The following is a 24,148-nucleotide window of genomic DNA, read 5'->3' as shown; positions in this document are numbered from 1 at the left end:
TATCCCGTCCGGAACACGATGAACGACATGAACCGCCATCTTCCCCCCAATCCCCAGCCCAACCCCCAGCCGAACCACTACCCCGTCATCGTCATCGGTGGCGGCCAGGCCGGCCTGTCGGCAAGCTGGCATCTGAAGCAGCGCGGTATCGCGCATGTGGTGTTCGAGAAGAACCGCATCGCCTACGAATGGCGCGAACGGCGCTGGGACTCGTTCTGCCTGGTGACGCCGAACTGGCAATGCACCCTGCCGGGCTTCCCGTATCAGGGCAACGATCCCTACGGCTTCATGCTCAAGGATGAGATCGTCGCCTACCTCGAAGCCTTCGTGGCCAGCTTCGACCCACCGGTGCTGGAAGGCGTTGGCGTGACCAAGCTCAGCCGCAATGACAACGGCGGCTATCTGGTCTCCACCTCGATCGGCGAATACTCCGCCGACGAGGTGATCATTGCCGTCGGCGGCTATCACCTGCCGACCAAGCCGAAGGCTGCCGAGCGCTTGCCGGCCGACATGCTGCAACTGCATGCGCCGCAATACCGCAATGCCGACGCGCTGCCGCCGGGCGCGGTGCTGGTGGTCGGCACCGGCCAGAGTGGCTGCCAGATTGCCGAGGATCTGCATCTTGCCGGTCGCAAGGTTCATCTCTGCGTCGGTGGTGCGCCGCGCGCACCACGCCAGTACCGCGGCAAGGATGCCGTCGAATGGCTGAACCAGATGGGCTATTACGACATCGGCATCCACGAGCATCCGAACAAGGAACGAGTCCGCGCCAAGGCCAATCACTATCTCACCGGCCGGGACGGCGGCCGCGAGATCGACCTGCGCAAGTTCGCCAGCGAAGGCATGGAACTGTATGGCCGCCTGAACGACATCGTCGGCACCAGGATGAGTCTGAAGCCGGACCTCGAACAGAATCTCGATGCCGCAGATCTCACGCTGGAATCGATCAAGGACACTATCGACGCATTCATCGCCAAGAGCGGCATCGATGCACCGGTGGAACCGCGCTACGTGCCGCTCTGGAAGCCGGCTGCGGAACGCACGGAACTCGATTTCGCCGAAGCCGGCATCACCAGCGTGATCTGGTGCATCGGCTACAAGGCGGACTTCACCTGGGTCGACGTGCCGGTATTCGACGGCCGTGGCTACCCCGGTCACGACCGCGGCATCACTACCGTGCCCGGCCTCTACTTCCTCGGTCTGCCCTGGCAGTACACCTGGGGCTCGGGTCGCTTCTCCGGCGTGGCGCGCGACGCGGCGCATCTGGTCGAGCGCATTGCATCGCGGCTGTACACCGCACCTCGCGCGACGGCCGGGCTCAACGCGCTGGCCCTGGGTTCCTAGGCGGCAGCCGCGCGTGGAAGCGCAGGAAGGCGTCCAGCACCACCTCCGGCGCTTCGGTCTGCGGGTAATGCCCGATGCCTGACAGCAAGCTGACGTCTGGATTCGGAATCAGCTGTTTGTAGCGCTCGACCATGTGCGCGCCCGAGATCGGATCGAGCGCGCCGTCGATCAGGTGGAGCGCCACCGTGGTGGTCTGCAGCGCGCCGACCCAGCGGTCGCGGTTGGCGCGTCGTTCGAGGATGTAGCGGATCAACCAGTGCAGCTTGCGATGACCGTTGTCATGCGCGAGCAGCGACCAGAACACCTTCGACTCTTCGGCTGAAGGCTTGGTCTGCGGCCCGAACACCAGCGCGAAGCTGGGCATGAAGCGCTGCTCAGTCATTACTGCAGCCACCAGCGGGCCGAGCATCGACAGCAGCAGTTTCTGCGCGCGCGAAGCGCGATGGGTTTCCGGAAACAGGCCGCCGTTGAGCAGCACGCAGGAGGCAATTTCCAGCGAGGCATCGCCGGCGGCGCGGCGTGCGGCATCGCGCGCCAGCAGTTCCTGCGCCACGGTATCGCCGACGTCATGGGCAAGCAGATGCACGCGCCGGACGCCGCGATCACGCAGCAGCGCTTCAGCGATATCGGCCTGCACCGCGATCGGATAATCCTGACCCGAAGGCTTCGCGGAGAACCCGTAGCCGAGCATGTCGAAGGCCAGCAGATGCCCGAAGCTCATGTTCAGGCCGGCCCAGATCGGGTACCAGTCGAACGACGCGGTCGGGAAACCGTGCAGGCACAGCAAGGAAGCATCCTCGTCGCTTGCCGTACCGGCTTCGCGAACGAAGATCGGCTGGCCCCGGTGATCGAAGCGCAGGCCATCGCTCCGCCATTGCGCCAGCGCGGCGAGGCTCAGACCCGGGCAGGCGGTCACGTGCGGTACGAGGGATCAGCCTTGTCGAGCTTGCGCAGCAGCCCCGGCCAGACCAGGCCAGCGCCCTGCCCACGCGTCGCTTCCTTGAGCTGGCGCATGCCGCCATCGAGGATGTTCTGCGGAATCATCAGCAGGTTGTCGACATTGGCGCCACCGGCGCCCATCGCCCGCACCTGGATGTTGCAGGCGCTCTCGAAGATGTACATCGCCACCCAGGCTTCGGCCACCGAGGTGCCGACGGTCAGCAGGCCGTGGTTCTTCAGCATCAGATAGGTGTTGGTGCCGAGATCGCGGACCAGGCGCGGCCGCTCGTCCTCGAGCAGGGCCACGCCTTCGTAGTCGTGGTAGCCGAGATTCGACATCACGAAGATCGACTGCTGCGAGATCGGCAGCAGGCCTTCCTTGCGTGCCGACACGGCCACGCCGTTCGCCGAATGGACATGCAGCACGCAGTGCGCATCCTCGCGCGCCGCGTGCACGGCGCTGTGGATGACGAAGCCGGCCGGGTTGATCGGGTAAGGCGACTCCATGACCTTGTTGCCTTCAAGATCGACCTTGACCAGGCTCGACGCGGTGATCTCGTCGAACAGGAAGCCGTAGGGGTTGATCAAAAAATGATGTTCCGGCCCCGGCACCCGCGCCGAGATATGGGTGAACACCAGATCGCTCCAGCCGAACATCGCGACCAGCCGGTAAGCGGCGGCGAGATCGACTCTTAGCTGCCATTCCTCGGGCGATACCTTGCTGCGGACTTCAGGGATATCGAGTTTTTCGTGAGCGGTCATGGCGGTCTCCTCCCTCATTGCCGTGCGTTGCCAATTGCCGTGGACGATGCCACAGCCAACGAGAAACGGGCAGCCGGGTCATCCCCGTGCTGCCCGTCGGCAAGCGCGCCGAATCTAGATTTACGCATTGACTTCCAGCACGCGGCGAATCGAACGGCTGCGGCCGCTGACCTTGGCCAGTGCGTTCAGCAGCAGTTCGACGTGGCGCTCGCTGCAGCTCTGACCCATCAGGCCGATGCGCCAGACCTTGCCGGCGAAATCGCCGAGGCCGGCGCCGATCTCGACACCGTGATCGTTCAGCAGCTGGCCGCGGCCGGCGGCGTCATCGACACCTTCCGGAATCCAGACGCTGTTCAGCTGTGGCAACCGCTCGCCCTGCGGCACCACGTAGCGGAAGCCGAGATCTTCCAGACCTTCGGCGAGCAGCGCATGCACGCGCGCATGGCGCGCCCAGCTCGCTTCCAGACCTTCCTCGTGCAGCATGCGCAGCGCTTCATGCAGACCGAACAGCGCATTCACGGGGGCCGTATGGTGGTAGGTGCGGCGCGCTGTTGCATTGCCGCCGCTGCCCCAGTAGCTCATCACCAGCGCCAGATCCTGGAACCAGGAGACCACCGGGGAATTGCGCGTCTTCAGGCGTTCGACGGCAGCCGCCGAGTAAGTGACCGGCGACAGACCCGGCGGTGCCGACAGGCACTTCTGGGTCGCCGAGTAGGTTGCGTCGATGCCCCAGGCATCGACTTCCAGCGGTACGCCGGCCAGCGAGGTCACCGCGTCGCAGAGGCTGAGAGCGCCATGGGCGCGGGCAATCGCCGCGATCGTCTTGGCATCGCTGAGCGCGCCGGTGGAGGTTTCCGCGTGTACGAAGGCGACGACCCGGGTGCCCGGGTTGGCCTTGAGCGCGGCTTCGACATCGGCCGGATCGACCGCGCGGCCCCAAGGGGTATTGACCTTGACGACCTTGGCACCCGCGCGCTCGGCCATCGAGCAGATGCGGCCGCCGAACACGCCGTTGACGCAGACGATGATGGTGTCGCCCGGCTCGACCAGATTGATGACGCTGGTCTCCATGCCGATCGAACCCGGTGCGGAGATCGCGAAGGTCAGATCGTTCTCGGTACGAAACGTTGCGCGCAGCAGCAGCTTGATCTCGTCCATCAGGCGGACGAACTCAGGATCGAGATGGCCGATCGTTCCCTGGCTGGCGGCAGCGAGGACACGCGCATGGACGTCGGATGGACCCGGGCCCATCAGCACCCGCTTCGGCGCCACGAAGCCGCCGACCATCGGCACGGCGGCGCTCACGACGCGCGCTCCGTGGTCGGGAGGAAGGCCACATCGAAATATGGATTGCTGGGGAATTTGCTCATCGGATGACCACCGCTGTCTGGCGCCCGGATATAGGCTTTTATTTGCCGAAATAATCGCGTACAGCGCGTTTCGGACGCGCAGTACATGCGCGCCGCTGCTTGGCGTCAAGACCCCTCGTGGAATCCTGTGGCCTGCGGACGGTTTCACCATCGGCTGTCTTCAGCCAGATCCAACGGCAATGGCGCTTGGAATGGGGCCGCACATCCGGCATCGTCGCGGCACTCCCGGAGACCGATCCCGATGGCCAAAGCCGCCCCGTATTTCTCGACCCAGACCTTCGCCTTCCTGCGCGCGCTCGATGCCAACAACAGCCGCGAATGGTTCCTCGCCCACAAGCCCGAATACGAGCAGCACGTGAAGCTGCCGTTCCTGCGCCTGATCGGCGATCTCGATGCGCCGCTGAAGGAGATCAGCCCGCATTACGTGGCCAATCCGAAGCCGGTCGGCGGCTCGATGTTCCGCATCCATCGCGACACCCGCTTCGCCGCCGACAAGACACCGTACAAGCCCTGGGCCGGCGCCAGCTTCTACCACCAGGCAACCCGTGCGGTGATCCGTGGCGGCGATGCCGATCAAGGCACGATGGGTCGGCTCGATGCGCCCGGCTTCTACCTGCACATCAAGCCCGGCGACAGCTTCCTCGGCGGCGGCATCTGGCATCCGCAACCGGAGACCTTGAAGCGCATCCGCGCCTATATCGTCAACAACCCGGCGAGCTGGAAATCGGCAACGCGCTCGGCTGCTTTCAAGAAGGCTTTCGGCACGCTGGGCGGCGACAGCATGAAGCGCGTGCCGCTGGGCTACGACCCGGCCCACGAGCTGATCGAGGACATCAAGCGCAAGGACTACATCGCTTCCGCTGCGCTCGACGACGAAACGCTGCTGGCGCCCGATCTGCCGAAGCGGATCATCAGGCAATACCAACTCGCCAGCCCCTTGATCGACTGGCTGTGCGGGGCGCTGGATCTGGATTACTGAGCGGCGAGCACGACGCGACTGTTAGTGGCGCGCCGTGCTCGCCGTTGCTGCTGCGACCTCAAGCCGCCATCTGCAGCGCCGGATTGAACAACGCGAGGAAGCGACGACGCGCCGACGACGGCACGGCGGACTGCTGCAGGGCGTCGTCGAGGCCATCGGCGAGCACGGTCAGCACGTGGAGATCGGCCTTGTCTTCGCGGCGCTCGCTGCGCGCCGGCACGAACAGCACATTGAGCTGCGGGCCACCGGCCAGCCAGCTGAAATGGCGCACCAGCATCAGCCGCAGGCGGACGATATTGATGCCGCTGAAGTGATGGTTGATGCGGCTATCGGCAGCGACGATGCCGATGTAGCGCTCGACGATTCCGGCGATGCCGGATTCGCCACCGAGCGCGGCGTGCAGCGTGGCATCACCGCGATGACCGGCGGCGCGGGCAGCGGCGCACAGCGAATCGAAGCCGTAGATGGCGTGACGGGTGTTGCTGGACCTGTAGTACATGACGATTGCTCCTGGCATGCGCACCACTCAGGGCACGCAGCTTCCACGACAAACATGAACGAACGGCGACGCTCCGCGGGCCGTCATCGAATGCATTGCAAAAGCTGCGCCGGGTGGCGGCAGCCCTTGCGTCAGCTTGCGCAGCGCGCAGACCGACATCGGGCGCCGCAACAGCGGCGCAACGACATTCGGCAGCGAACGGGCAAGAGGTTCATGGGCGGATCGAGCTGGGAATCGGCGGTAGCGGCTTCGCTTGCGCAGAGCCACAAGGACTGCACGCATGCTGCCGATCACGAGCCGCGGCGGGAAGTGGTTTTGCGATCAAAGCTCAGATCGTTTTCGTGCCTTCACAATCAAGCGCGACGACGTTCACAGAGCGCCGGTGAAAGGACGGTGCAAGGCGCGAGCGACTGGCGTATCACTTCACTCCCCTGCCGAGGACTGCTGACATGCCTGCCAAGATCGATCTGATGTCTCTCGAACGCGCGCTGCGCAATACCGACGATTTTCCGAAGCTCGCTCGCCAGTACTTCAAGGAAGTGGAAGGCAGCGCCGGCAAGCTGAGCTTCGATCTCGTCGATCCCGGCCTGATCATTCCGCCACCTGCCGGCACCGATCGGCGCGAGACGCACTACGAGTTCAAGGACATTCCCGGCGGCATTGCCGGCTGGCTGATCCGCTGCGAGGTCAATAACCGGCTGGATCGCTACGACGAAAGGAAACTGACGCAACCGAACGCGATTCGCGTCGTCGCCGAAGGCGATTCCTGGTTCCAGCATCCGCTGATCCACGATCTGATCGATCACATCAACAACGACCCCGAATTCAACGTGCTGAGCCTGGCCAGTGCCGGTTCCGAACTGAGCCAGATGGTCGATCCCGCGGACTACCTGAAAGCAGTCAGAAAAGAGCAACCGAAACTGTTCCTGCTCAGCGCTGGCGGCAACGATTTCCTGGGCGACATCCGCCCGTTCGTGCGGCCGGACCGCGCACCGTTTCCAGACACGCCGGCCGGCTACATCAAACAGCAGCCATACCGCGCTTTACTGGAGAAGCTGCGCGGTTGGCTGCAGGAAGTCTTTGCCGCGGTGCTGAAGAAGGGCACGAGTGTGGAGCGGGTGCTGATGCATACCTACGCTCATGTGATTCCGGTGCCGCCGGCCAATCCGTCGACGCCGGTTCCGCACAACGATGATCGCGCCGGGCCCTGGCTGGGCCTGCGCTTCGACGAACTCGGCTTCCGGGACGACAACACTCGTTACGAAGTCGCCAAGGCAATGCTCGACCAGTACCGCTCGCTCTGTGCGGAAGTGGCGGCCGAGGCGCGCTGGGGCGGACGAGTCGAGGTGTTTTCGTTCAAGACCGATCTGAGCAAACCCTCTCAATGGTTCGACGAGATTCATCCGAAGAACGGCCCCGCCGGAAAGCTGGCTGCCGAGTACCTGAAGCGGATGAAGGCCGCCTGAGCCTGGCCTGAATGGCTGGCGCTCAGCTCAAGCGCAGCGCCAGCAGATCCTTCGAGCGCCGCCAGACGCCGGCGACGATCGCCAGGGTGATCGTGCCGCCGATCAGCACGGAACGAGTGGCGCCAAAGATCGCCGCCGAGGTACCGGCCTGGAAGGCGCCGAGTTCGTTCGAGGAGCTGATGAAGATGCTGTTCACCGCGAGCACGCGTCCACGCAAGTGATCCGGCGGCATCATCTGCAGGATGGTGCCGCGGATCACCACGCTGATCGAATCGAAGGCGCCGCTGGCGCACAGCGCCGCCGCTGACAGCCACAGACTGCGCGAGAAACCGAACACCAGGATCGACACGCCGAAGCCGGCGACCGCGATCAGCAGATTGCGCCAGGCCTTGAACATCGGCGGATAACGGGTGCACAGCAGCACGGTGACCATCGCGCCAACCGCGGGTGCAGCGCGCAGTACGCCGAGGCCCTGGGCGCCGATCTTCAGCACGTCCTCGGCGAACACCGGCAGGACCGCGACGACGCCGCCGAACAGCACCGAGAACAGGTCCAGCGAAATCGAATACAGGATGATCTTCGACTGGAACACGAAGCGGATGCCGACCGCGAGACTTTCCCAGACCGATTCCAGCTGCTCGGCTTCGCTCAACTGCGGCGGCCGCGGCTTGATCCGTGCGTACATCACTGCTTGCAGCAACAACAGCGTGCAGACGCCGAGCAGACTCGCCGACAGGCCAACGCCGGCGTAGAGGAATCCACCGGTCACCGGGCCGAGAATCGCGCCGGCCTGCCACAGGGTGCTGCTCCAGGCGGTAGCGTTGGCGTAGTGCTCGCGCGGCACCAGAAAGCCTTTCAGAGAACTCACTGCCGGCGTCAGAAAGCCGCGCGCCAGGCCGAGTGCTGCGACCACGCCGTAGCAGCAGGCCAGCAACATGTTCTGGCTCAAGCCGCTGCGGATATGCGGCTGCAGCAGCCAGGTCAGGAACATCGAGCCGACCAGAATGAAGCTGAGCGCGAAAAGCATGATGCTGCGCTTGTCGCGGCGATCGGCAACATGGCCGCCGAACAGGGCCACGGCCATGAACGGCAGCGCTTCGGCGAGGCCGAGCAGGCCGAGCACGAACGGATCATGGGTGATCAGGTACAGCTCGTAGGCGATGGCGATTTCCTGCACGGTCATCGCGATCGTGAACAGGAAATTGCCGACGATCAGATTGCGGTACTCGGGGAAACGCAGGGCGGCAAAAGCATCGGCGCGCAGCGGCGGTGTGGCGGGCGTTTCGGTCAAGGCAGGCTCAGGCAGATTCGTTGTCGTCGCGATCGCTGTCGCCGGCAAGCTTCAGCGCCAGTTGGTACAGCGGCTTTCTGGCCGCGCCGGTGATTTCGACTGCCAGTCGGACCGCGCGGGACGCCGGCAGTTCGGCCAGCAGCAGACGCAGCACGCGCTCGGCCTCGGCATCGACCCGGTCATCGTTCTCGGCTTCCGGCGCACCTTCGACGATCAGGACGAACTCGCCGCGGCCACGGTTCGGATCTTCGCGTTGCCAGGTCCGCAGTTCTGCAGCCGGCAGGGTGATGCTCTGCTCGAAGCGCTTGGTCAGCTCGCGCGCCAGGCAGACCCGGCGCTCGGAGCCGAGCACGGCGACCAGATCATCGAGACTGTCCTCGATGCGATGCGTCGATTCGTAATAGATCGCCGTGCGCGGCTCGGCCTTGATCCGCTCGAAGGCAGCGCGACGGGCGCCCGATTTGGCCGGCAGGAAACCGGCGAACACGAAGCGATCGGTCGGCAAGCCCGAAACCGACAGTGCCGCGATCGCCGCACAGGGCCCAGGCACGGTGTAGACCGCGCGGCCGGCCGCACGTGCGGCACGAACCAGCGCATAGCCGGGATCGGAAATCAGCGGCGTGCCGGCATCGGAAACCACGGCCAGCGTGGCGCCATCGGCCAGTTCAGCGATCAGGCCTTCGGCGATCCGCGTCTCGTTGTGATCGTGCAGCGCCACCAGTCCGCCGGGCGGCGTGCGGATGCCGAAGTGCGCGAGCAACGCCGAGGTGGTGCGGGTGTCCTCGGCGGCAATGCGGCTGACCGCGCCGAGTACCGCTTGCGCACGCGGCGACAGATCGCCGAGATTGCCGATCGGTGTTGCCACGACATATAGAGCGCCGGGTTCGAGACCAGGGTCACCGGGGAGGTTCACGGGCATCCCCCGGCGGAGGTCAACTGCAAAAAGGCCATGTCATACTTTACTTGATGACTTCCCAAGACTCTGTTTCTGCCCCGGCCCAAGCACGCCTGCGGCGCGCGCTGCCGGCGCTGATGCTGCTCGGCTTGACGGCCTGCTCGACCAGCACTGGCATCGTCAAACGCTATCCAGGCAACTACGGCAGCGAGCCGGCGGCGTCGACGTCGCCGAGCTATGGCAGCAGCACCGCGGCCGATGCCGACGCGGCGCTGGCGCGGGGCGATGCCGCCGCAGCCGCACGCAGTTATCAGGCTGCTGCCGCCGATGCGACGCCGGAGCAGGCCGCTGACCTGCGTCTGCGTGCCGCCGATGCCTCGCTGGCCGCGCGCGATCCATTCCGTGCCGACCAGATCCTCGACCAGATTCCGGCGCAGACCAGCGATCCGGTCCTGCAGACCCGTTACCGCCTGCTGCGCGCCCAATCGGCATTGATGCGCAACGACTCGGCCCGGGCCTTGCGCCTGCTGCCGGCCGGCGATCCGGGTGGCGATCCGCAACTCGCCGAACGCCAATTGCTGGTCCGCGCCCAGGCCCAGGCGCGCGGCAACGATCCGATTGGCTTGACCCAGAGCCTGGTGCTGCGCGAGCACTACCTGAACGGCATCGTCGCCCTCAACGCCAATCGCGAAACCCTGTGGAACCTGTTGCAGGGCGCCACGCTCGACGCCGCCACCCTTGGCCGTGCGGCCAGCCAGCCGCCGCTGGTCCGAGGCTGGCTGGATCTGGCGGCGCTGCATCGCCGCCGCGCCACGCTGGGCGAGTTCGATCTCTGGCGCAAACGCTATCCGCGTCATCCGGGCGAGGAACGCCTTGCCGCGCTGTATGCCCCATCGCCCTCGCTGACCATGGCACCGGCGTTGACGCCGGCCGAAGCCGCGCAGCAGCCGCTGGCGCCGTATGCGCCGCTCGGCACCGCGCCAAACAACGGCTTATTCCCGGACGTGACCGCCGGCGCGCCGCTGGCCCACGGCCGCAGCATCGCCCTGCTGCTGCCACAGACCGGTCCGCAGGCCGCCTTCGCCGACGCGCTGCGCGCCGGCTACGCGAGTGCCGCTTCGGCGGGTTCGGCTCCGCCAGCCCGCATCTACGAGCCGTCCGCCTATGGGCAGGCGGTCAGCGACGGCGCCGGCGTGGTGGTTGGCCCACTGCTCAAGGAAAACCTCACCGTGCTGGCCCAGTCTCCGGCGCTGCCGGTGCCGGTGCTCGGCCTGAACTATCTGGATGGCAACCGCATCGCCCCGCCGGGCCTGTACCAGTTCGGGCTGGCGCCCGAGGACGAGGCCCGTGCCGCTGCCGAGGACGCCGTGTCGCGTGGCCTGCGGCGGGCGCTGTCGATGACGCCGTCCAGCGACTGGGGCAACCGCGTGCAGTCCGCGTTCGAGACCCGCCTGCGCGAACTCGGTGGCGTGGTCGTCGACTCCGGCCGCTACTACGGCGAGCCGCAGGCCTGGGCGGATCCGGTGCGCAAGCTGCTGCGCTACGTCGCCATCGACGACAAGAAGAAAGCTGCCGAAGCGCGCGCCAAAGCCGGGCCCGACATCGACCCGCAGCGCCGCAACGATTTCGACTTCGTGTTCATCGGTGCCCGAGCCTCGCAGGCGCGAGTGCTGTGGCCGCTGTTCCGCTACTACCACGCCGACCGCACGCCGGTGTACGCCACCTCGGCGGTCAACGAAGGCCCAGGCGATGGCGATCTCAGCGGCATCCGCTTCTGCGACGTGCCCTGGCTGCTGGACGGCATCAGTGGCGCCCTGCAACCGTTGCGCGATGCCGCCCAGAACGGCCGCAGCAGGGAAGCGGCGCGCTTCTATGCTTTCGGCGCCGACGCCTGGCTGCTGGCCAACCGCATCGCCCAAAACGCCCTGCGGCCGGGCGATCTGGTGCAGGGCGCGACCGGCGCGCTGGCGGTCGAGACCAATGGCGCGATCCGCCGCAAGCTGGTCTGCGCCCGGATGACCAACGGCGGCGACCCTTCCGTGATGGCGCCAGGCATCGAACCCGCGCTGAATTCGCTCAGCCCACCGCCGTGAACTGGTTGCGCGGTGCCGACGCCGAAACGCGGGCACTGCGCCACCTGGAACGCCAGGGTCTGAAGCTGGTCGCGCGCAACTGGCGCTGCAAGGGCGGCGAGCTGGATCTGGTGATGCGCGATGGCGACGCGCTGGCGATCATCGAAGTGCGCAGCCGTGGACGCAGTGATTACGGCTCGGCGCTCGAATCGATCGATGCCCGCAAACGCGGCCACCTGGTACACGCCGCGCAACTGTTCCTTGCCGCTCACGCCGAACACGCGCAGCGCGAAATCCGCTTCGATGTCGTCGCGCTCGACGGCGATCAACTGCACTGGCTGAAGGCGGCGTTCGATGTCGACGCCTGAAACCGTCGGTCCCGAAGTCGAACTGCCGGCCGGCGTCGCTCGCCAGTTGCGTGCGCTGCTGCCACCGGATCGGCTGCTGCTCGATCCGGCCGATCGCCTCGCCTACGGCTACGACAACAGCCGCCGGGTGGCGATGCCGCAGGCGGTGGCGCTGGCCGCTACCGTCGATGAAGTACAGGCGCTGATCGACTGCTGCCGCGAGCACGCACTGCCGCTGATCGCCCGCGGCCGCGGCACCAATACCACCGGCGCCACGGTGCCGATCCACGGCGGCGTGGTGCTGTCGCTGGAGCAGATGAACAAGGTGCTGCGGGTGTCGCCGGGCGATCGCCTGCTCGAATGCGAAGCCGGTGCGCTGAACGGCGACGTCCAGCGCGAGGCCGCGAAGCACGGCCTGTTCTGGGCACCGGATCCCACCAGCAGCGGCTTCTCGACGGTCGGCGGCAATCTCGCCTGCGGCGCTGGCGGACCACGCGCAGTGAAGTACGGCACGGCACGCGACAACGTGCTCGGCCTGCGCGCGATTGCCGGCACCGGCACCCGGCTGAAGACCGGCTGCTACACGACCAAGGGCGTGGTCGGCTATGACCTGACGCGCCTCTTGATCGGCTCCGAAGGCACGCTGGCGGTGATCACCCAGGTGGCGCTGAAGCTGCTGCCGAAACCGGAAACGACACGCACCTTGCGTGCGGCCTATCGGAACGTCGAAGCCGCTGCCGCTGCCGTCGCCCGGCTGATGGCGCAGCCGGAAACGCCGAGCGCGCTGGAATTTCTCGATGGCGATGCCGTTCAACTGGCGCAGGCACATCGCGACTGTGGCCTGACCGCCGACTGCGGCGCGTTGCTGCTGATCGAATGCGATGGCAGCCATGCCGGCATCGCCGCCGTCGTCGCGGCGGTCAGCGCAGCGGCGAGCGGCGATGGCCTGATCGATCTGCGTGCCGCGCAGTCGGAAGCCGAGGCCGAAGACCTGTGGGCGGCGCGCAAGGCGCTGTCGCCAGCACTGCGCAGCCTGGCGCCGAAGAAGGTCAACGAAGATGTCGCGGTGCCGGTGTCGCGATTGCCGGAACTGATCCGCGGCGTCGCGGCGCTGTCGCAGCAGCATGGCATCCGCATCGTCTGCTTCGGCCATGCCGGCAACGGCAACATCCACGTCAACCTGCTCGCCAATCCGGACGATCCGCTGCAGATGGTGGCGATCGAAGCCTGTCTGCATGCGGTATTTCGCCTTGTGCTGAGTCTCGAAGGCACCTTGTCCGGCGAGCACGGCGTCGGCATCGACAAGCGCGCTTTCGTTGCCTGGGAAATCGATGCTGCGACCTTGTCGATGATGCATGCGGTGAAGCGCGCCTTCGATCCCGCCGGCATTCTCAATCCGGGCAAGGCGCTGCCGGCGCCGCCGGCCTGACCGAGCGAGAAAGATGGCTGCGAGCTTGAAAGACTTGATGAACGGACCGATGCGTGCCGGCCGCCTCGACTGGATCGGCCTCAGACCAGCACGCCGCGAGACCTTGCAATCCGTGTCGACTGCCAGTGTCGAGATCGGTGGCGGCCTGGTCGGTGATCACTACACCGGGCCGCTCGATGGCAAGCGCATGGTGTCGATGATCCAGGCCGAGCATCTGGCGGCGGTCGCCGGCATCCTCGGTCTGCGCCAGGTCACGCCGTTGATGACGCGGCGCAATCTCGTCGTCTCGGGCTTGAATCTGCTGGCTTTGAAAGGCCGGCAGTTCACCATCGGTGACGCGCTGTTCGAGTTCACCGGCCCTTGCGCACCCTGCTCGCGGATGGATGAGAACCTGGGACCCGGCGGCTTTCAGGCGATGCGCGGCCACGGCGGCATCATCACCCGCGTGCTGCGTGCGGGGCCGATCAAGGTGGGTGATGCGGTGGTGGTGCTTGACGTCAGTCAGCACCTGTCGAACGGCGCGACGCTGCCGTTATTTGATGACTCGTAGCTTCGGCCGGCCGCTCGGCTTCGGCGGTTCGGGCGGCAATTCCGGCGCATCGGTCGCTGGCTCGCCGGTTTCAGGCTCGCCGAAGACGATGCCTTCGCCGTTCTCTCGCGCGTAGATCGCCAGCACCGCGCCGCTCGGCACGACGATCTCATAGGGACGACCACCGAAACGCGCCGAGAAGAAGATCGGATCGTTCTCGATGTTCAGTTCGCGCACCGCCATGCCGCCGATATCCAGCGCGATGCGGCCGTCCTTGACGAACGGCAGCGGCACGGTGACGCCGGGCTGATCAGCCGCCACCAGCAGATACGGCGTGAAGCCGTTGTCCAGGGTCCACTGATAAATCGCGCGGATCAGGTAGGGGCGGCGCGATTTGGACGGATTGGCCATCGGTCAGCGAACTCAGCTGCGACGACGGCCAGTGGCCGGCGCGATCGTCGACGGATGGAAGCAGCGCTGGAAACCCGGGCGTGCGAACAGCCGCGCACCGTAGGCACCGACGCTCGCCGCTTCGGGCGGCAAGGCCAGCTTGGCCATCTGCACCCGGCGCAGCAGCACCGCCCAGGCAGTATCGGCGAGCGAGCATTCCGGGCCGAGGATATGACCGCGCGCCGGGAAGAAACGGGCTCCGGCCTTGAGGCCTTCGATCAACTGCTTGCGCGCCGCATTGGCTTCCGCGCCGGTGCCGGTCATCGCGACGGCGAGCGGAAACAATTCGTGCTCGATGCGATGCAGGCTCATCCGGACGCGCGCACGGCCGGCAGGTTCCTGCGGCATCAGCGGTGGATGCGGGTAGCGTTCGTCGAGATATTCGACGATCACCCGGGCGCTGGAGATCACGCCTTCGCGATCCGCCAGCGTCGGCAAGGTCTGCGCCGGATTGAGCACCAGAAAATCTTCATCGACCTTGCCGGGCGTGATGATCTTGACAACGGCAGTGTCGACGTCCTTTTCGGCGAGGACCAGACGAGCCCAGTCGCCATGCAGCGAGTCAGGGCCTACGTAGAGGGTCAAACCCGCGTTGGCGGCGGGCTTGATCGGGGGCATCGGAACTCTTGCTCGCAGACGCAGGGCCATGTCAGACCCTGCGTGCTGCGTGAACTGAAAGGCAGTGCGTCAAGGTGATCAATGAATGTCGCGCCAGAATTCCTTCTTCAGCAGATAGGTCAGACCCAGCAGCACGAACAGGTACAGCATGACTTTCAGACCGGTGCTGATGCGCGCCTGCTTGCCCGGCTCGGAAGCGTAATCCAGGAAGTTGACCAGATCACCGACGAAAGCCTGATATTCGGCCGGCGTCAGGCTGCCCTTGGTGACTTGCTCGAAACCACTGCCTTCGTGATGGCCGCCACCGTGTTCACCTTCCTTGGCACCTTCAGCAGCATGCTCGGCCTTCTTCTGCCAGCCCTGAAGTTCCCAGAGCACGTGCGGCATCGAAGCGCCCGGCAGCACCGGATTGTTGACGCCGGTCGGACGGGTATCGTCGAGGTAGAAGCTCAGCAGATAGGTGTAGACCCAGTCGGCACCGCGAGCGCGGGTTTCCAGCGACAGGTCCGGCGGCACTCGGCCGAACCAGTCACCTGACGCTGCCGGCATCGCGATCTTGATCTGGTCGCCGAGCTTGTCGCTGGTGAACATCAGGTTCTGCTTGAGCACATCCGCCGGGATCTTCAGATCCGCGCCCATGCGCTCATAGCGCAGGTACTTCAACGAATGGCAGCCCGAGCAATAGGCCATGAAGTTGCGCGCGCCGCGCTGCGCCGATGGCAGGTTGCCGGAGTTCGCCGAGAAGTGCTGCAGCGCCACGCCGGTGTTGGCGTTGACGGCCTGCGGCAGCAGTGCGACGGCCGCCAGGGCTGAAACCTGGGCCAGACGAGTGATGAGACGAGTCATGGTGCGATTCGAGCGGGATGTCATTCGGTCACCCGTTCTGGCACGGGCTTGGTCTTGTCGATCTTCGAGTACCACGGCATCAGCAGGAAGAACGCGAAGTACAGGATCGTGCCGATCTGCGAGATCAGCTGCACGGTGGCGCTCGGCGGCTGCAGGCCGTAGTAGTTCAGTACCACGAAGTTGATCGCGAAGATGGTCAGCGCAATCTTCGACAGCGCACCCTTGTAGCGGATCGACTTGACCTTGGACTTGTCGAGCCAGGGCACGAAGAACAGGATCACCACTGCAGCGCCCATCACGATCACGCCCCAGATCTGGGTGCCGGCGAAGCTCGGCGTGGCGCGCAACATCGCGTAGTAGGTACCGAAGTACCAGGCTGGCGTGATGTGTTCCGGCGTGTTGGTCTGGCTGGCCGGCGTGAAGTTCGGCGCTTCCAGGAAGTAGCCGCCACCGTCCGGCATGAAGAACAGCACGGCGCAGAAGATGATCAGGAAGCCGGCAACGCCGACCATGTCCTTGACCGTGTAGTACGGGTGGAACGGAATGCCGTCGAGCGGAATGCCGGTCGCCGGATCCTTCTTCTTCTTGATCTCGACGCCATCCGGGTTGTTCGAACCGACTTCATGCAGCGCCAGGATGTGGGCGACCACGAGGCCGACCAGCACGAACGGCAGCGCGATGACGTGGATCGAGAACAGGCGGTTCAGCGTCGCATCCGACGGCACGAAATCGCCCTGGATCCAGGTCACCAGGTCCGGACCGATGAACGGAATGGTGCCGAACAGGTTGATGATCACCGCCGCGCCCCAGTAGCTCATGTTGCCCCAGGGCAGCACGTAACCACAGAAGGCTTCGGCCATCAGCACCAGGAAGATCAGCGCGCCGAACACCCAGATCAGTTCGCGAGGCTTCTGGTACGAGCCGTACATCAGGCCGCGGAACATGTGCAGGAACACGACGACGAAGAACGCCGAGGCGCCGGTCGAGTGCATGTAGCGGATGACGTTGCCCCAGGGCACGTCGCGCATGATGTATTCGACCGAGTCGAACGCCGTTTCGGCGCCCGGCTTGTAATGCATGGTCAGGAAGATGCCGGTCAGCAGCTGGTTGACCAGCACCAGCAGTGCCAGCGAGCCGAAGAAGTACCAGAAGTTGAAGTTCTTCGGCGCGTAATACTCCGACAGATGCTCCTTCCACATCTTGGTGAGCGGGAAGCGATCGTCGATCCAACCGAGCGCGCCGGTTGTCTTGTACGGGTTTGGCGTGATGGCCATGGAGAACTATCCGTAGATAAGGGAAGCGGGTGTCGAACTCAGGCCGTCTTCGGGTCTTCGCCGATGACGACGACGGTATCGGTCTCGTAGCGGTGCGGCGGCACGACGATGTTGGTCGGTGCCGGCACGCCCTTGTAGACACGTCCCGCGAGATCGAACTTCGAGCCGTGGCAGGGGCAGAAGAAACCGCCCTGCCAGTTCGCCGCGATCTCCGGTGCCGGGTGATCGGTACGCAGGATCGGCGAGCAGCCGAGGTGCGTGCAGACGCCCTTCATGACCATGTATTCCGGCTTCAGCGCGCGCGACTTGTCGGTGATGTACTTCGGCTGCTGCGCGACCTTGGAATCCGGATCGACCAGATCGCCGGTGACCTTGTCGAGACCGGCCAGCATCTCCGGCGTGCGACGCACGACCCAGATCGGCTGACCGCGCCAGAGATAGGTTGCGCGCATGCCCGGTTCGAGCGTGCTGAGATCGGCGATGACCGGCGCACCAAGCGCCTTGGCGCGGGCACTGGGCTTCAGCGATGCGAGGAACGGCCAGGCGACGGCAGCGGCACCAGCAGCGCCGACTACCGAAGTCGCTGTGGTGAGGAAGCGACGACGGTTGCCGTCGACACCTTCATTGCTCATGTATATGCGACCTTTTGAGTGCTTGCAGGCAAGCGGATTCGGGGCAGATTCGGGGGCATGTTCTGAGGCTGTCCGAGGACGGCCGCAAAACCCGGCCATTATACCGGCCGCCGAACGGGATCGTCATCAAGACTGATGCCATCTTCGTCGAACTTGCTGTCGAAAGTTTCTGCCGACGCGGGCCGGCCCAGCAGATGACACTCGAATCAGGGTTACAGAGTCAGTCTTTCGCAGGCTGCGGAGCGCTCGCCGGCCAGGTCTTGCAGCACCGGCACACGCTTGCGGCACACCGGCAACACTAGGGTGCAACGCGGTGCAAAGGCGCAAGCAATCGGGCGCTGCGCCGGATCGGGCGGCTGACCCGCGATCGATGGCAGCCGTTCCAGGCGTGGCCCAAGCAAGGATGGCCGTGAGGCCAACAAGGCCGCCGTGTACGGATGCGAGGGACTCGCGAGCACCGCCGTCGATGGCCCCGCTTCGACGATCCTGCCGGCATACATCACCGCCACGCGATCGCAGTGGCCAGCGACGACGCCGAGATCGTGGGTGATCAGCAGCAGGGCCAGATTCAGCTCGCGGCGCAGTTCATCGAGCAGATCGAGAATCTGCGCCTGGATGGTGACATCGAGCGCAGTGGTCGGCTCATCGGCGATCAGCAACTGCGGCTTGCAGAGCAGCGCCATCGCGATCATCACCCGCTGGCGCTGACCGCCGGACAGCTCATGCGGATACTGCTGCAGCCGCCGCATCGCATCCGGGATACGCACGGCCTCGAGCATGCGCGCGGCTCCGCGCAGCGCATCACGGCGACTGGCACCGCGATGCACTTCGAGCACTTCGGCCAACTGCAGCCCGATGTTCAGGCTCGGATTCAGGCTGATCATCGGATCCTGGAAGATCATCGCGATCCGGCTGCCGCGCAGGCGATCCATCTGCTGGCGACTCGCGCCGAGCAGTTCATTGCCATCGAAAAGGATCGAGCCTTCGGCCGCTGCACTCGCCGGAAGCAGGCCGAGAATGGCAAGCGCCGTCTGACTCTTGCCGGAGCCGGATTCGCCGACCAATCCCAGTGATTCGCCGGCAGCCAGCGACAGGCTGACACCATCGAGCACGGTGACCGGCACGGCTGCCCTGCCCCGTCCCGGATGGCGAACCCGCAGGTCCTTGATCTCGAACATCGCTAGCTTCGCGTGCGGCGCAACGCGCCGCCATCGAAGACTTCACGCAGGGCATCGCCGAGCTGGTTGAAGCACAGCAGGGTCAAGCCCAGAAAGCCGGCCGGGAAGATCAGCCCCCAGGGGGTGACCTCCATCGCCCGCGCGCCGTCGTTGACCAGGGCGCCCCAACTGGTCGCCGGCTCCTGGATGCCGAGGCCGAGAAAGCTGAGGAACGATTCGACCAGGATCGCCTGCGGGATCGACAAGGTCGCACAGACGATCACCACGCCGATCAGGTTCGGCACGATGTGCTGGCGAATGATCGCCGCCGGACCCAGTCCCGCAATCACTGCGGCGTCGATGAACTCGCGCCGCCGCAGCGCCAGAGTCTGGCCACGAACGATGCGCGCCATGTCCAGCCAGTTGACCGCGCCGATCGCGACGAAAATCAGCAGCCAGTGGCGACCGAACAGCACCATCAGCAGGATCACGAAGAACATGAATGGCAGCGCGTACAGGATGTCGACGATGCGCATCATCAACGCATCGATCCGGCCGCCGAGATAACCCGCCACCGCGCCCCAGGCGATACCGATCAACAGCGCGACGAGCGTCGATACGAGGCCGACCGCCAGCGACAGCCGACCGCCGACGCAGACCCGCGCAAACAGATCGCGGCCGAGCTCATCGGTACCGAACGGATGCGCCAGGCTCGGCCCACGACCCCAGTCGGCTTCGAAGTCGATCGCATCAAAGGGCTGCGGCGCGAACCACGGTCCGATGATCGCCAGCAGCAGGATCAGCATCAGCAACAAGGCCGGCATCGCCACACCGGGTTGCTTCAGCAGTTCGCGCAGCTTCATGCGAGCCGCGCCCGCGGATCGAGCGCGCCGTAAGCGAGATCGACGATGAAGTTGAAGGCGATCACCAGCGCGCCGTAGAGCAGCACCACGCCGAGCACCAGCGTGTAATCGCGATTCAAGGCGCCCTGCACGAAGTAGCGGCCGATGCCGGGAATGCCGAATACCTGCTCGACCACCACCGAGCCAGTCATCAAGCCGGCGGCTGCCGGACCGAGATAGGACAGCACCGGCAGCAGCGCCGGCTTCAGCGCGTGGCGCAGAACGATCAGGTGCTCGGGCAGGCCTTTCGCACGCGCGGTTCGGATCCACGGCGCATCGAGCGCTTCGGCCAGCGCGCCGCGCGTCAATCGTGCGATCGCCGCCAGTTGCGGCAAGGCCAGTGCAATCGACGGCAGCACAGCGGCCGCGATGCTGCCGTCCCAGCCACCGGCTGGCAGCCAGGCCAGGCCCAGCGCAAAGATCAGGATCAGCAGCGGAGCGACCACATAAGAGGGCACCGACAAACCGGTCAGCGCGATCAGCATCAGGCCGCGATCAATTCGGCTGCCGGGCCGCATCGCGGCGATCGCTCCCAGGGCAACGCCGCCGCTCAAGGCCAGCAGCATCGCGGCCGCACCGATGGCCGCCGATACCGGCGCGCCGCTCGCGATCAAGCCGCTCACGGTCTGGCCTTCGTACTGGAACGAGGGGCCTAGATCACCGTGCAGCAGGCCACCGAGATAACGTCCGAACTGACGCCACAGCGGTTCATCGAGATGGAACTCGGCCGCCAGCCGCGCTTCGATCTCCGGTGGCAGGCTGCGCTCGCTGTCGAACGGCCCGCCGGGCGCGGCGTGCATCAGGAAAAAGCTCAGTGCGATGAGCACGAACAAGGTCGGCACCGCCGTCAGCAGACGGCGGCCGGCGTAGCTCAGCATCGAGCGAACTCAGTGCGCATGTAGCCGCAGATCCTTCGTGTAATGCCAGTCGAGCAGGTTGTCCTGCCAGCCCTCGACGTACGGCTTGACCAGGTGCTTCGAAGCATAGAAGTAGATCGGAAGGATTGGCGCGTCTTCCAGCAAGCGTCGCTCGGCAGCTTCGAGCGCAGCGCGGCGTCGTTGTGGATCGGCCTGCTCGGCCGCAGCTTTCAGCAACTGATCGTAAGCCGGCTCGGCATAACCGGAATCATTGCGTGGATGCCGAGTGCCGAACAGCTCGACGAAGCCCAGCGCGTCATCGACATCACCGATCCAGGTGTTGCGGAAGGCTTGCGTGACGACTCGGCTGCGGCGGTGCTGCAGGAACACTTTCCACTCCTCGTTGACCAGCTTCACGCGCACGCCCAGTGTCTGCTTCCACATCGCCGCGATCACCACGGCAAGGCGCTTGTTGTCGTCGGACGTGTTGTAGCGAATCTCGACCTCGAGCGGGTGCTCCATCGAATAACCGGCTTCCGCATACAAGCGCCTTGCCTCAGCCAATTGCTGCACGCGCGGCAACGCGGCCCAGGCAGGCAATTGCACGGAATAGTGGCTGATGCCAGGCGGCACCAGACTCCAGGCCGGCGTCGCCAAACCATGCAGCACCTTGTCGACAATGAGTTCGCGATCCACCGCCATCGACAAAGCCAGTCGCAGCTTGGGCTGAGCCTTGAACGGCGGCTGCGTCAGGTTGTAGCCGTAGAAGTAGCTGCCGAGATAGGTCGCCACATGCAGTTCGCTGCCCAGCTGCTCGCGTATCCATTTCGCCTGTGCCGCAGGAACGGTCGAGGTGATGTCGAACTCACCCGCCCGATAGCGCTTCAGCTCCGAGTTCAGGTCCTCGGTCGGAATGAACTCCACGCGTTCGATCGTCGTGGCAGCGGCGTTCCAGTACAGCGGATTGCGCGCCAGCACGACGCGCGACTGCGGCGTCCATTCGACGAGCCGATAAGCACCATTGCCGATGCGTGCCTTACCAGGCTTCGCAAGCCGATCGGCCGGATGCAGCGGCGATGCGGCTGGATGCGCGAGCAAGCCCGGCAGGCTGGCCAGCGGACGATCGAGCCGGATCCGCAGACTGCGCGCGTCATCAGCCATCACGCCCAGATCGCCCGAGGGACGACGTCCGGCGATGATCTCCGCGCCGTGCTCGATTGCCGCAAACAAGCTTGCATAGCCAGAATTGGTCGCCGGATCGAGCAGATGCTGCAGCCCCGCCGCATAGTGCTCGGCGAGCAGCGGATCGCCGTTGGACCAGCGCAGCCCTTCACGCAACTGGAGACGCAGCTCGCGACCATCGGCCGACCAGGTCCAGGATTCAGCCGCCGCAGGAATCAGCTCGCCGCTCGGCGACACGCCGGTCAAGCCTTCATACAGATCCCGCAGCACATTGCCGGCGCTGACGCTGGTGGCTTTCTGAGGATCCAGCGATTCGGGTTCGGGGCCGTTGCCGATACGGATTGCTGCCGCGGGCTCTGTGGTGGTCGCCGGAGTACTTATTGTTCCGGCTTGACCGCTGGCGAGTACCAGACCTAACACCGCCCCGAGACAACGCCGAGTCAAATCGGACGAGCGCGGGCGACAGCCATTCTTGATGTCGTTCAGATTTATTTGATCCGTCTGGCGCGGATGCGAATACCTGAATTCGGGAATGCCATCCAGTAAGTGCCGATAACGTTGCGATCAATGGTGACTTCGGGGCTATCGGCCTCGTAGTCGTAATCGCGGTCATCGACAGATCGCCACTGCTGGCCATTGTCGAGTTGGATCAACAGGCCTTTGCGAATACCGCGGATGTTGCCGAGTACTTTCGCTTTCAAGCTTTTCGGCTGATCGACAATCGCCTTGGGTACCGATTCCGCACCGAAAGCCGTAGCCCCGGACAGCGGTTGCTGACGGACAGTAGTCGACGCTTTCGGCTGAACGCTGGCCGCTCGTTCGTCGATGGCGCTTGTCGGTGCCACCGGCGCATGGTCCGACGGCAACGTTAATGCGTCGAAGCAGGAAAGCCGGGTGCCGTTGTCGACGATGCCCTTACAGACAGCGAATTCGTCAGGCAAATCGGCGTGGACTGTCGCCATCATGCCTGTTGCAGCCACTGACGCCAGCACCGTGATCAACAAGTTCCGCCAACTTGATGTTGGATATCTCATAGCTGCGACTCAGGTGAGAGCGAAACCTCATTAAAGCGATCCATGGCGGACATGACTTCGGCGATCATCGATCGTTCAGAAGCGCTGAGACGCGGATTCCAGATATCGAAAATCAGCACGACGCGGTCCTCGTCACTGTCATTCCAGGCTTCGTGTTCGATGGTGTCATCGAACACCCATGCTTCGCCAACTTTCCATTCGCGCGTCTCGTTGCCGACACGGAACCCGCATCCGGGCGGAACCACCAGCGGCAAATGAACAACCAGACGAACGTTGGCCACGCCCGTGTGCGGAGGGATACGGGTGTTCGCACGCAATACCGAGAACATCGCTGCCGGCATACGTCCAGCCACCTGAGGCTGGGGAAGCTGGGCAAGCAGCGCGACGGTTTCCGGGCACCGCCCGCAGTTCGCAGGGTATCGGCGTCCGTAATGATAGAAGTGGAAGGCCGTCCATCGCCGAGAACGATTCAAGTCCTGCCATTGATCTAGTGGTGCGCCATCCGGATAAGCGACGTAGGGCTCGAATCCTTCATCATGAGCCATGACCTTTGCCAATTCGCGCTGGAAAACTGGAGTCGCAGCTTCCAGGGTCGATAACCAGGCGAACTCCGAACGCTCGTAAAACTCAATCGCTGGCAGGCCGGGAAACTCGAACGCGGTGGGTTGCTGCCGAAAAATTCGACGCTTCCCCAGAATTGCGTCGACAAACAAGCTCACTTTGCGCGCTTCCGAGTTTGCGGAAGGATCGCCAAGACCGACTTCTTGCAGAACAAAGCTCTGAAGCTCCGTTGTGTAAGCATGATGGACACTGCGAGCCTTGATAACAGCGCGGCGTGTCGGCTCGTCCATGCGATCGTCTGGCGGCAACTGGGTAAGGGCCGCCCCATAAGTTCTTGCCGCCTTGTGACGCTCACCCTGTTGCTCTTCCAAAGAACCTTTCAAGAGCAGCGCCAGAAAGTGACGCGGATTCAAGGCAATCGCCGAGTTGACTGCATCGATAGCAGCGGCTGGTTCGGAGACCGCCCGCAGAGATGCGGCAAGGTTCAGCCAGGCTGAAGCGTCCTGGTTGTCGAGCGCGACAACCCGTCGAAGATTCTGTACGGCAATAGATGGCTTTCCGCTTCGAATCGCAAGCGCGGCAGCCGATTTCAAGGCATCGATCTCAGACGATCGAGATCTCGCTTCTTCGGCCTGTCCTTCTTTCGCCATGATGCCCTCGCATACAAAAAAACGGCGGGCCAGCACTGGCCCGCCGTTCATTACCCTTTCGGG

The 24,148-nt window shown here is 64.8% G+C and carries 24 protein-coding genes; 7 read left to right on the top strand and 17 right to left on the bottom strand.

Going from position 1 to position 24,148, the window contains the following annotated elements; translation table 11 throughout:
• The first annotated feature begins 27 nt into the window (after window positions 1-27).
• The gene (locus G513_RS0120015; protein ID WP_051144522.1) at window positions 28-1,344 is read left to right on the top strand and encodes an MSMEG_0569 family flavin-dependent oxidoreductase; all 1,317 of its coding nucleotides are present in this window, start codon (window positions 28-30) and stop codon (window positions 1,342-1,344) included.
• Here the strand turns inward: G513_RS0120015 and G513_RS24355 are convergent.
• The 3 genes from G513_RS24355 to G513_RS24350 form a co-directional block, all read right to left on the bottom strand.
• Window positions 1,319-2,260 carry an alpha/beta fold hydrolase gene (locus G513_RS24355; RefSeq protein WP_022978637.1) on the bottom strand — a complete coding sequence of 314 codons (942 nt, stop codon included), beginning with the start codon at window positions 2,258-2,260 and terminating at the stop codon, window positions 1,319-1,321. The genes G513_RS0120015 and G513_RS24355 overlap by 26 nt on opposite strands.
• On the bottom strand, window positions 2,257-3,045 hold the full coding sequence (locus G513_RS0120005) for a class II aldolase/adducin family protein (protein WP_028475796.1): 789 nt from the start codon (window positions 3,043-3,045) through the stop codon (window positions 2,257-2,259). The genes G513_RS24355 and G513_RS0120005 overlap by 4 nt, the downstream gene beginning before the upstream one ends.
• A gap of 120 nt (window positions 3,046-3,165) precedes the next feature.
• The gene (locus G513_RS24350; protein WP_033418307.1) at window positions 3,166-4,332 is read right to left on the bottom strand and encodes a pyridoxal-phosphate-dependent aminotransferase family protein; all 1,167 of its coding nucleotides are present in this window, start codon (window positions 4,330-4,332) and stop codon (window positions 3,166-3,168) included.
• A 324-nt stretch (window positions 4,333-4,656) separates the two neighbouring features.
• On the opposite strand from G513_RS24350, the gene G513_RS0119995 reads away from it, so the two are divergent.
• Complete coding sequence (locus G513_RS0119995; RefSeq protein ID WP_022978634.1) at window positions 4,657-5,394, top strand: DUF2461 domain-containing protein; 738 nt, start codon at window positions 4,657-4,659, stop codon at window positions 5,392-5,394.
• A 58-nt stretch (window positions 5,395-5,452) separates the two neighbouring features.
• Here G513_RS0119995 and G513_RS0119990 read toward each other — a convergent pair whose 3' ends face one another.
• Window positions 5,453-5,893 carry a globin family protein gene (locus tag G513_RS0119990; RefSeq protein WP_022978633.1) on the bottom strand — a complete coding sequence of 147 codons (441 nt, stop codon included), beginning with the start codon at window positions 5,891-5,893 and terminating at the stop codon, window positions 5,453-5,455.
• Between the two features lie 449 nt (window positions 5,894-6,342).
• Between G513_RS0119990 and G513_RS0119985 the strand changes: the two genes are divergently transcribed.
• A complete protein-coding gene (locus G513_RS0119985; protein WP_022978632.1) occupies window positions 6,343-7,359 on the top strand; it encodes an SGNH/GDSL hydrolase family protein in 1,017 nt (338 codons plus the stop codon).
• Window positions 7,360-7,381: 22 nt separating this feature from the next.
• Here the strand turns inward: G513_RS0119985 and G513_RS0119980 are convergent, their stop codons facing one another.
• Both G513_RS0119980 and rsmI read right to left on the bottom strand, forming a co-directional pair.
• A complete protein-coding gene (locus G513_RS0119980) occupies window positions 7,382-8,650 on the bottom strand; it encodes an MFS transporter (RefSeq protein ID WP_022978631.1) in 1,269 nt (422 codons plus the stop codon).
• A 7-nt stretch (window positions 8,651-8,657) separates the two neighbouring features.
• Window positions 8,658-9,515: a 16S rRNA (cytidine(1402)-2'-O)-methyltransferase gene (rsmI, locus tag G513_RS0119975; protein ID WP_245563152.1), complete on the bottom strand. Its 858-nt coding sequence runs from the start codon at window positions 9,513-9,515 to the stop codon at window positions 8,658-8,660.
• Between the two features lie 101 nt (window positions 9,516-9,616).
• Here rsmI and G513_RS0119970 point away from each other — a divergent pair, with 101 nt between their 5' ends.
• The 4 genes from G513_RS0119970 to G513_RS0119955 are packed head-to-tail and all read left to right on the top strand — an operon-like array spanning window position 9,617 to window position 13,943.
• On the top strand, window positions 9,617-11,638 hold the full coding sequence (locus tag G513_RS0119970) for a penicillin-binding protein activator (RefSeq protein ID WP_084711656.1): 2,022 nt from the start codon (window positions 9,617-9,619) through the stop codon (window positions 11,636-11,638).
• A gap of 5 nt (window positions 11,639-11,643) precedes the next feature.
• Window positions 11,644-11,985, top strand: a complete 342-nt coding sequence (locus tag G513_RS0119965; RefSeq protein ID WP_028475793.1) for a YraN family protein — start codon at window positions 11,644-11,646, stop codon at window positions 11,983-11,985.
• Complete coding sequence (locus G513_RS0119960; protein ID WP_022978627.1) at window positions 11,972-13,393, top strand: FAD-binding oxidoreductase; 1,422 nt, start codon at window positions 11,972-11,974, stop codon at window positions 13,391-13,393. Before G513_RS0119965 ends, G513_RS0119960 begins: the two co-directional genes overlap by 14 nt.
• Window positions 13,394-13,430: 37 nt before the next feature.
• Window positions 13,431-13,943 (top strand): MOSC domain-containing protein, encoded by a 513-nt coding sequence (locus G513_RS0119955; RefSeq protein WP_211219720.1) that lies wholly within the window; start codon window positions 13,431-13,433, stop codon window positions 13,941-13,943.
• On the opposite strand, the gene G513_RS0119950 is transcribed toward G513_RS0119955, so the two are convergent.
• The 11 genes from G513_RS0119950 to G513_RS24335 form a co-directional block, all read right to left on the bottom strand.
• Window positions 13,926-14,333: a ClpXP protease specificity-enhancing factor gene (locus G513_RS0119950; RefSeq protein ID WP_022978625.1), complete on the bottom strand. Its 408-nt coding sequence runs from the start codon at window positions 14,331-14,333 to the stop codon at window positions 13,926-13,928. The two genes, G513_RS0119955 and G513_RS0119950, sit on opposite strands and share 18 nt — an antisense overlap.
• Before the next feature lie 12 nt (window positions 14,334-14,345).
• Window positions 14,346-14,990: a glutathione S-transferase N-terminal domain-containing protein gene (locus G513_RS24345; protein WP_022978624.1), complete on the bottom strand. Its 645-nt coding sequence runs from the start codon at window positions 14,988-14,990 to the stop codon at window positions 14,346-14,348.
• Between the two features lie 78 nt (window positions 14,991-15,068).
• On the bottom strand, window positions 15,069-15,836 hold the full coding sequence (locus G513_RS0119940) for a cytochrome c1 (RefSeq protein WP_022978623.1): 768 nt from the start codon (window positions 15,834-15,836) through the stop codon (window positions 15,069-15,071).
• 20 nt (window positions 15,837-15,856) lie between these two features.
• Window positions 15,857-17,110 carry a cytochrome b gene (locus G513_RS0119935; RefSeq protein ID WP_022978622.1) on the bottom strand — a complete coding sequence of 418 codons (1,254 nt, stop codon included), beginning with the start codon at window positions 17,108-17,110 and terminating at the stop codon, window positions 15,857-15,859.
• Window positions 17,111-17,148: 38 nt separating this feature from the next.
• Window positions 17,149-17,742 carry a ubiquinol-cytochrome c reductase iron-sulfur subunit gene (gene petA, locus G513_RS0119930; protein ID WP_022978621.1) on the bottom strand — a complete coding sequence of 198 codons (594 nt, stop codon included), beginning with the start codon at window positions 17,740-17,742 and terminating at the stop codon, window positions 17,149-17,151.
• A 212-nt stretch (window positions 17,743-17,954) separates the two neighbouring features.
• Window positions 17,955-18,920 carry an ABC transporter ATP-binding protein gene (locus G513_RS0119925; RefSeq protein ID WP_022978620.1) on the bottom strand — a complete coding sequence of 322 codons (966 nt, stop codon included), beginning with the start codon at window positions 18,918-18,920 and terminating at the stop codon, window positions 17,955-17,957.
• A gap of 2 nt (window positions 18,921-18,922) precedes the next feature.
• Window positions 18,923-19,762: an ABC transporter permease gene (locus tag G513_RS24340; protein WP_022978619.1), complete on the bottom strand. Its 840-nt coding sequence runs from the start codon at window positions 19,760-19,762 to the stop codon at window positions 18,923-18,925.
• Window positions 19,759-20,679 carry an oligopeptide ABC transporter permease OppB gene (gene oppB / locus G513_RS0119915; RefSeq protein ID WP_022978618.1) on the bottom strand — a complete coding sequence of 307 codons (921 nt, stop codon included), beginning with the start codon at window positions 20,677-20,679 and terminating at the stop codon, window positions 19,759-19,761. Before oppB ends, G513_RS24340 begins: the two co-directional genes overlap by 4 nt.
• A gap of 9 nt (window positions 20,680-20,688) precedes the next feature.
• Window positions 20,689-22,260, bottom strand: coding sequence for a peptide ABC transporter substrate-binding protein (locus tag G513_RS0119910; protein ID WP_022978617.1), 1,572 nt, complete (start codon window positions 22,258-22,260; stop codon window positions 20,689-20,691).
• Window positions 22,261-22,328: 68 nt separating this feature from the next.
• Window positions 22,329-22,841 (bottom strand): hypothetical protein, encoded by a 513-nt coding sequence (locus tag G513_RS0119905; protein WP_156891820.1) that lies wholly within the window; start codon window positions 22,839-22,841, stop codon window positions 22,329-22,331.
• A 29-nt stretch (window positions 22,842-22,870) separates the two neighbouring features.
• A complete protein-coding gene (locus G513_RS24335; protein ID WP_022978615.1) occupies window positions 22,871-24,136 on the bottom strand; it encodes an aspartyl/asparaginyl beta-hydroxylase domain-containing protein in 1,266 nt (421 codons plus the stop codon).
• Window positions 24,137-24,148 lie beyond the last annotated feature (12 nt).

It is taken from the genome of Nevskia ramosa DSM 11499 (assembly GCF_000420645.1).
GTDB classification, from domain to species: domain Bacteria; phylum Pseudomonadota; class Gammaproteobacteria; order Nevskiales; family Nevskiaceae; genus Nevskia; species Nevskia ramosa.
The sequence above is the reverse complement of the archived record's forward strand: the minus strand, read 5'-3'. Positions and strand labels throughout refer to the sequence as shown.

Coding starts and splice junctions, on each gene's coding strand:
- G513_RS0120015 (WP_051144522.1), top strand. CDS start 28: ATGAACCGCCATCTTCCCCCCAATCCCCAGCCCAACCCCCAGCCGAAC.
- G513_RS0120005 (WP_028475796.1), bottom strand. CDS start 3,045: ATGACCGCTCACGAAAAACTCGATATCCCTGAAGTCCGCAGCAAGGTA.
- G513_RS24350 (WP_033418307.1), bottom strand. CDS start 4,332: ATGGTCGGCGGCTTCGTGGCGCCGAAGCGGGTGCTGATGGGCCCGGGT.
- G513_RS0119995 (WP_022978634.1), top strand. CDS start 4,657: ATGGCCAAAGCCGCCCCGTATTTCTCGACCCAGACCTTCGCCTTCCTG.
- G513_RS0119990 (WP_022978633.1), bottom strand. CDS start 5,893: ATGTACTACAGGTCCAGCAACACCCGTCACGCCATCTACGGCTTCGAT.
- G513_RS0119985 (WP_022978632.1), top strand. CDS start 6,343: ATGCCTGCCAAGATCGATCTGATGTCTCTCGAACGCGCGCTGCGCAAT.
- G513_RS0119970 (WP_084711656.1), top strand. CDS start 9,617: ATGACTTCCCAAGACTCTGTTTCTGCCCCGGCCCAAGCACGCCTGCGG.
- G513_RS0119960 (WP_022978627.1), top strand. CDS start 11,972: ATGTCGACGCCTGAAACCGTCGGTCCCGAAGTCGAACTGCCGGCCGGC.
- G513_RS0119955 (WP_211219720.1), top strand. CDS start 13,431: ATGAACGGACCGATGCGTGCCGGCCGCCTCGACTGGATCGGCCTCAGA.
- G513_RS0119950 (WP_022978625.1), bottom strand. CDS start 14,333: ATGGCCAATCCGTCCAAATCGCGCCGCCCCTACCTGATCCGCGCGATT.
- G513_RS24345 (WP_022978624.1), bottom strand. CDS start 14,990: ATGCCCCCGATCAAGCCCGCCGCCAACGCGGGTTTGACCCTCTACGTA.
- G513_RS0119940 (WP_022978623.1), bottom strand. CDS start 15,836: ATGACTCGTCTCATCACTCGTCTGGCCCAGGTTTCAGCCCTGGCGGCC.
- G513_RS0119935 (WP_022978622.1), bottom strand. CDS start 17,110: ATGGCCATCACGCCAAACCCGTACAAGACAACCGGCGCGCTCGGTTGG.
- petA (WP_022978621.1), bottom strand. CDS start 17,742: ATGAGCAATGAAGGTGTCGACGGCAACCGTCGTCGCTTCCTCACCACA.
- G513_RS0119925 (WP_022978620.1), bottom strand. CDS start 18,920: ATGTTCGAGATCAAGGACCTGCGGGTTCGCCATCCGGGACGGGGCAGG.
- G513_RS24340 (WP_022978619.1), bottom strand. CDS start 19,762: ATGAAGCTGCGCGAACTGCTGAAGCAACCCGGTGTGGCGATGCCGGCC.
- oppB (WP_022978618.1), bottom strand. CDS start 20,679: ATGCTGAGCTACGCCGGCCGCCGTCTGCTGACGGCGGTGCCGACCTTG.
- G513_RS24335 (WP_022978615.1), bottom strand. CDS start 24,136: ATGAACGGCGGGCCAGTGCTGGCCCGCCGTTTTTTTGTATGCGAGGGC.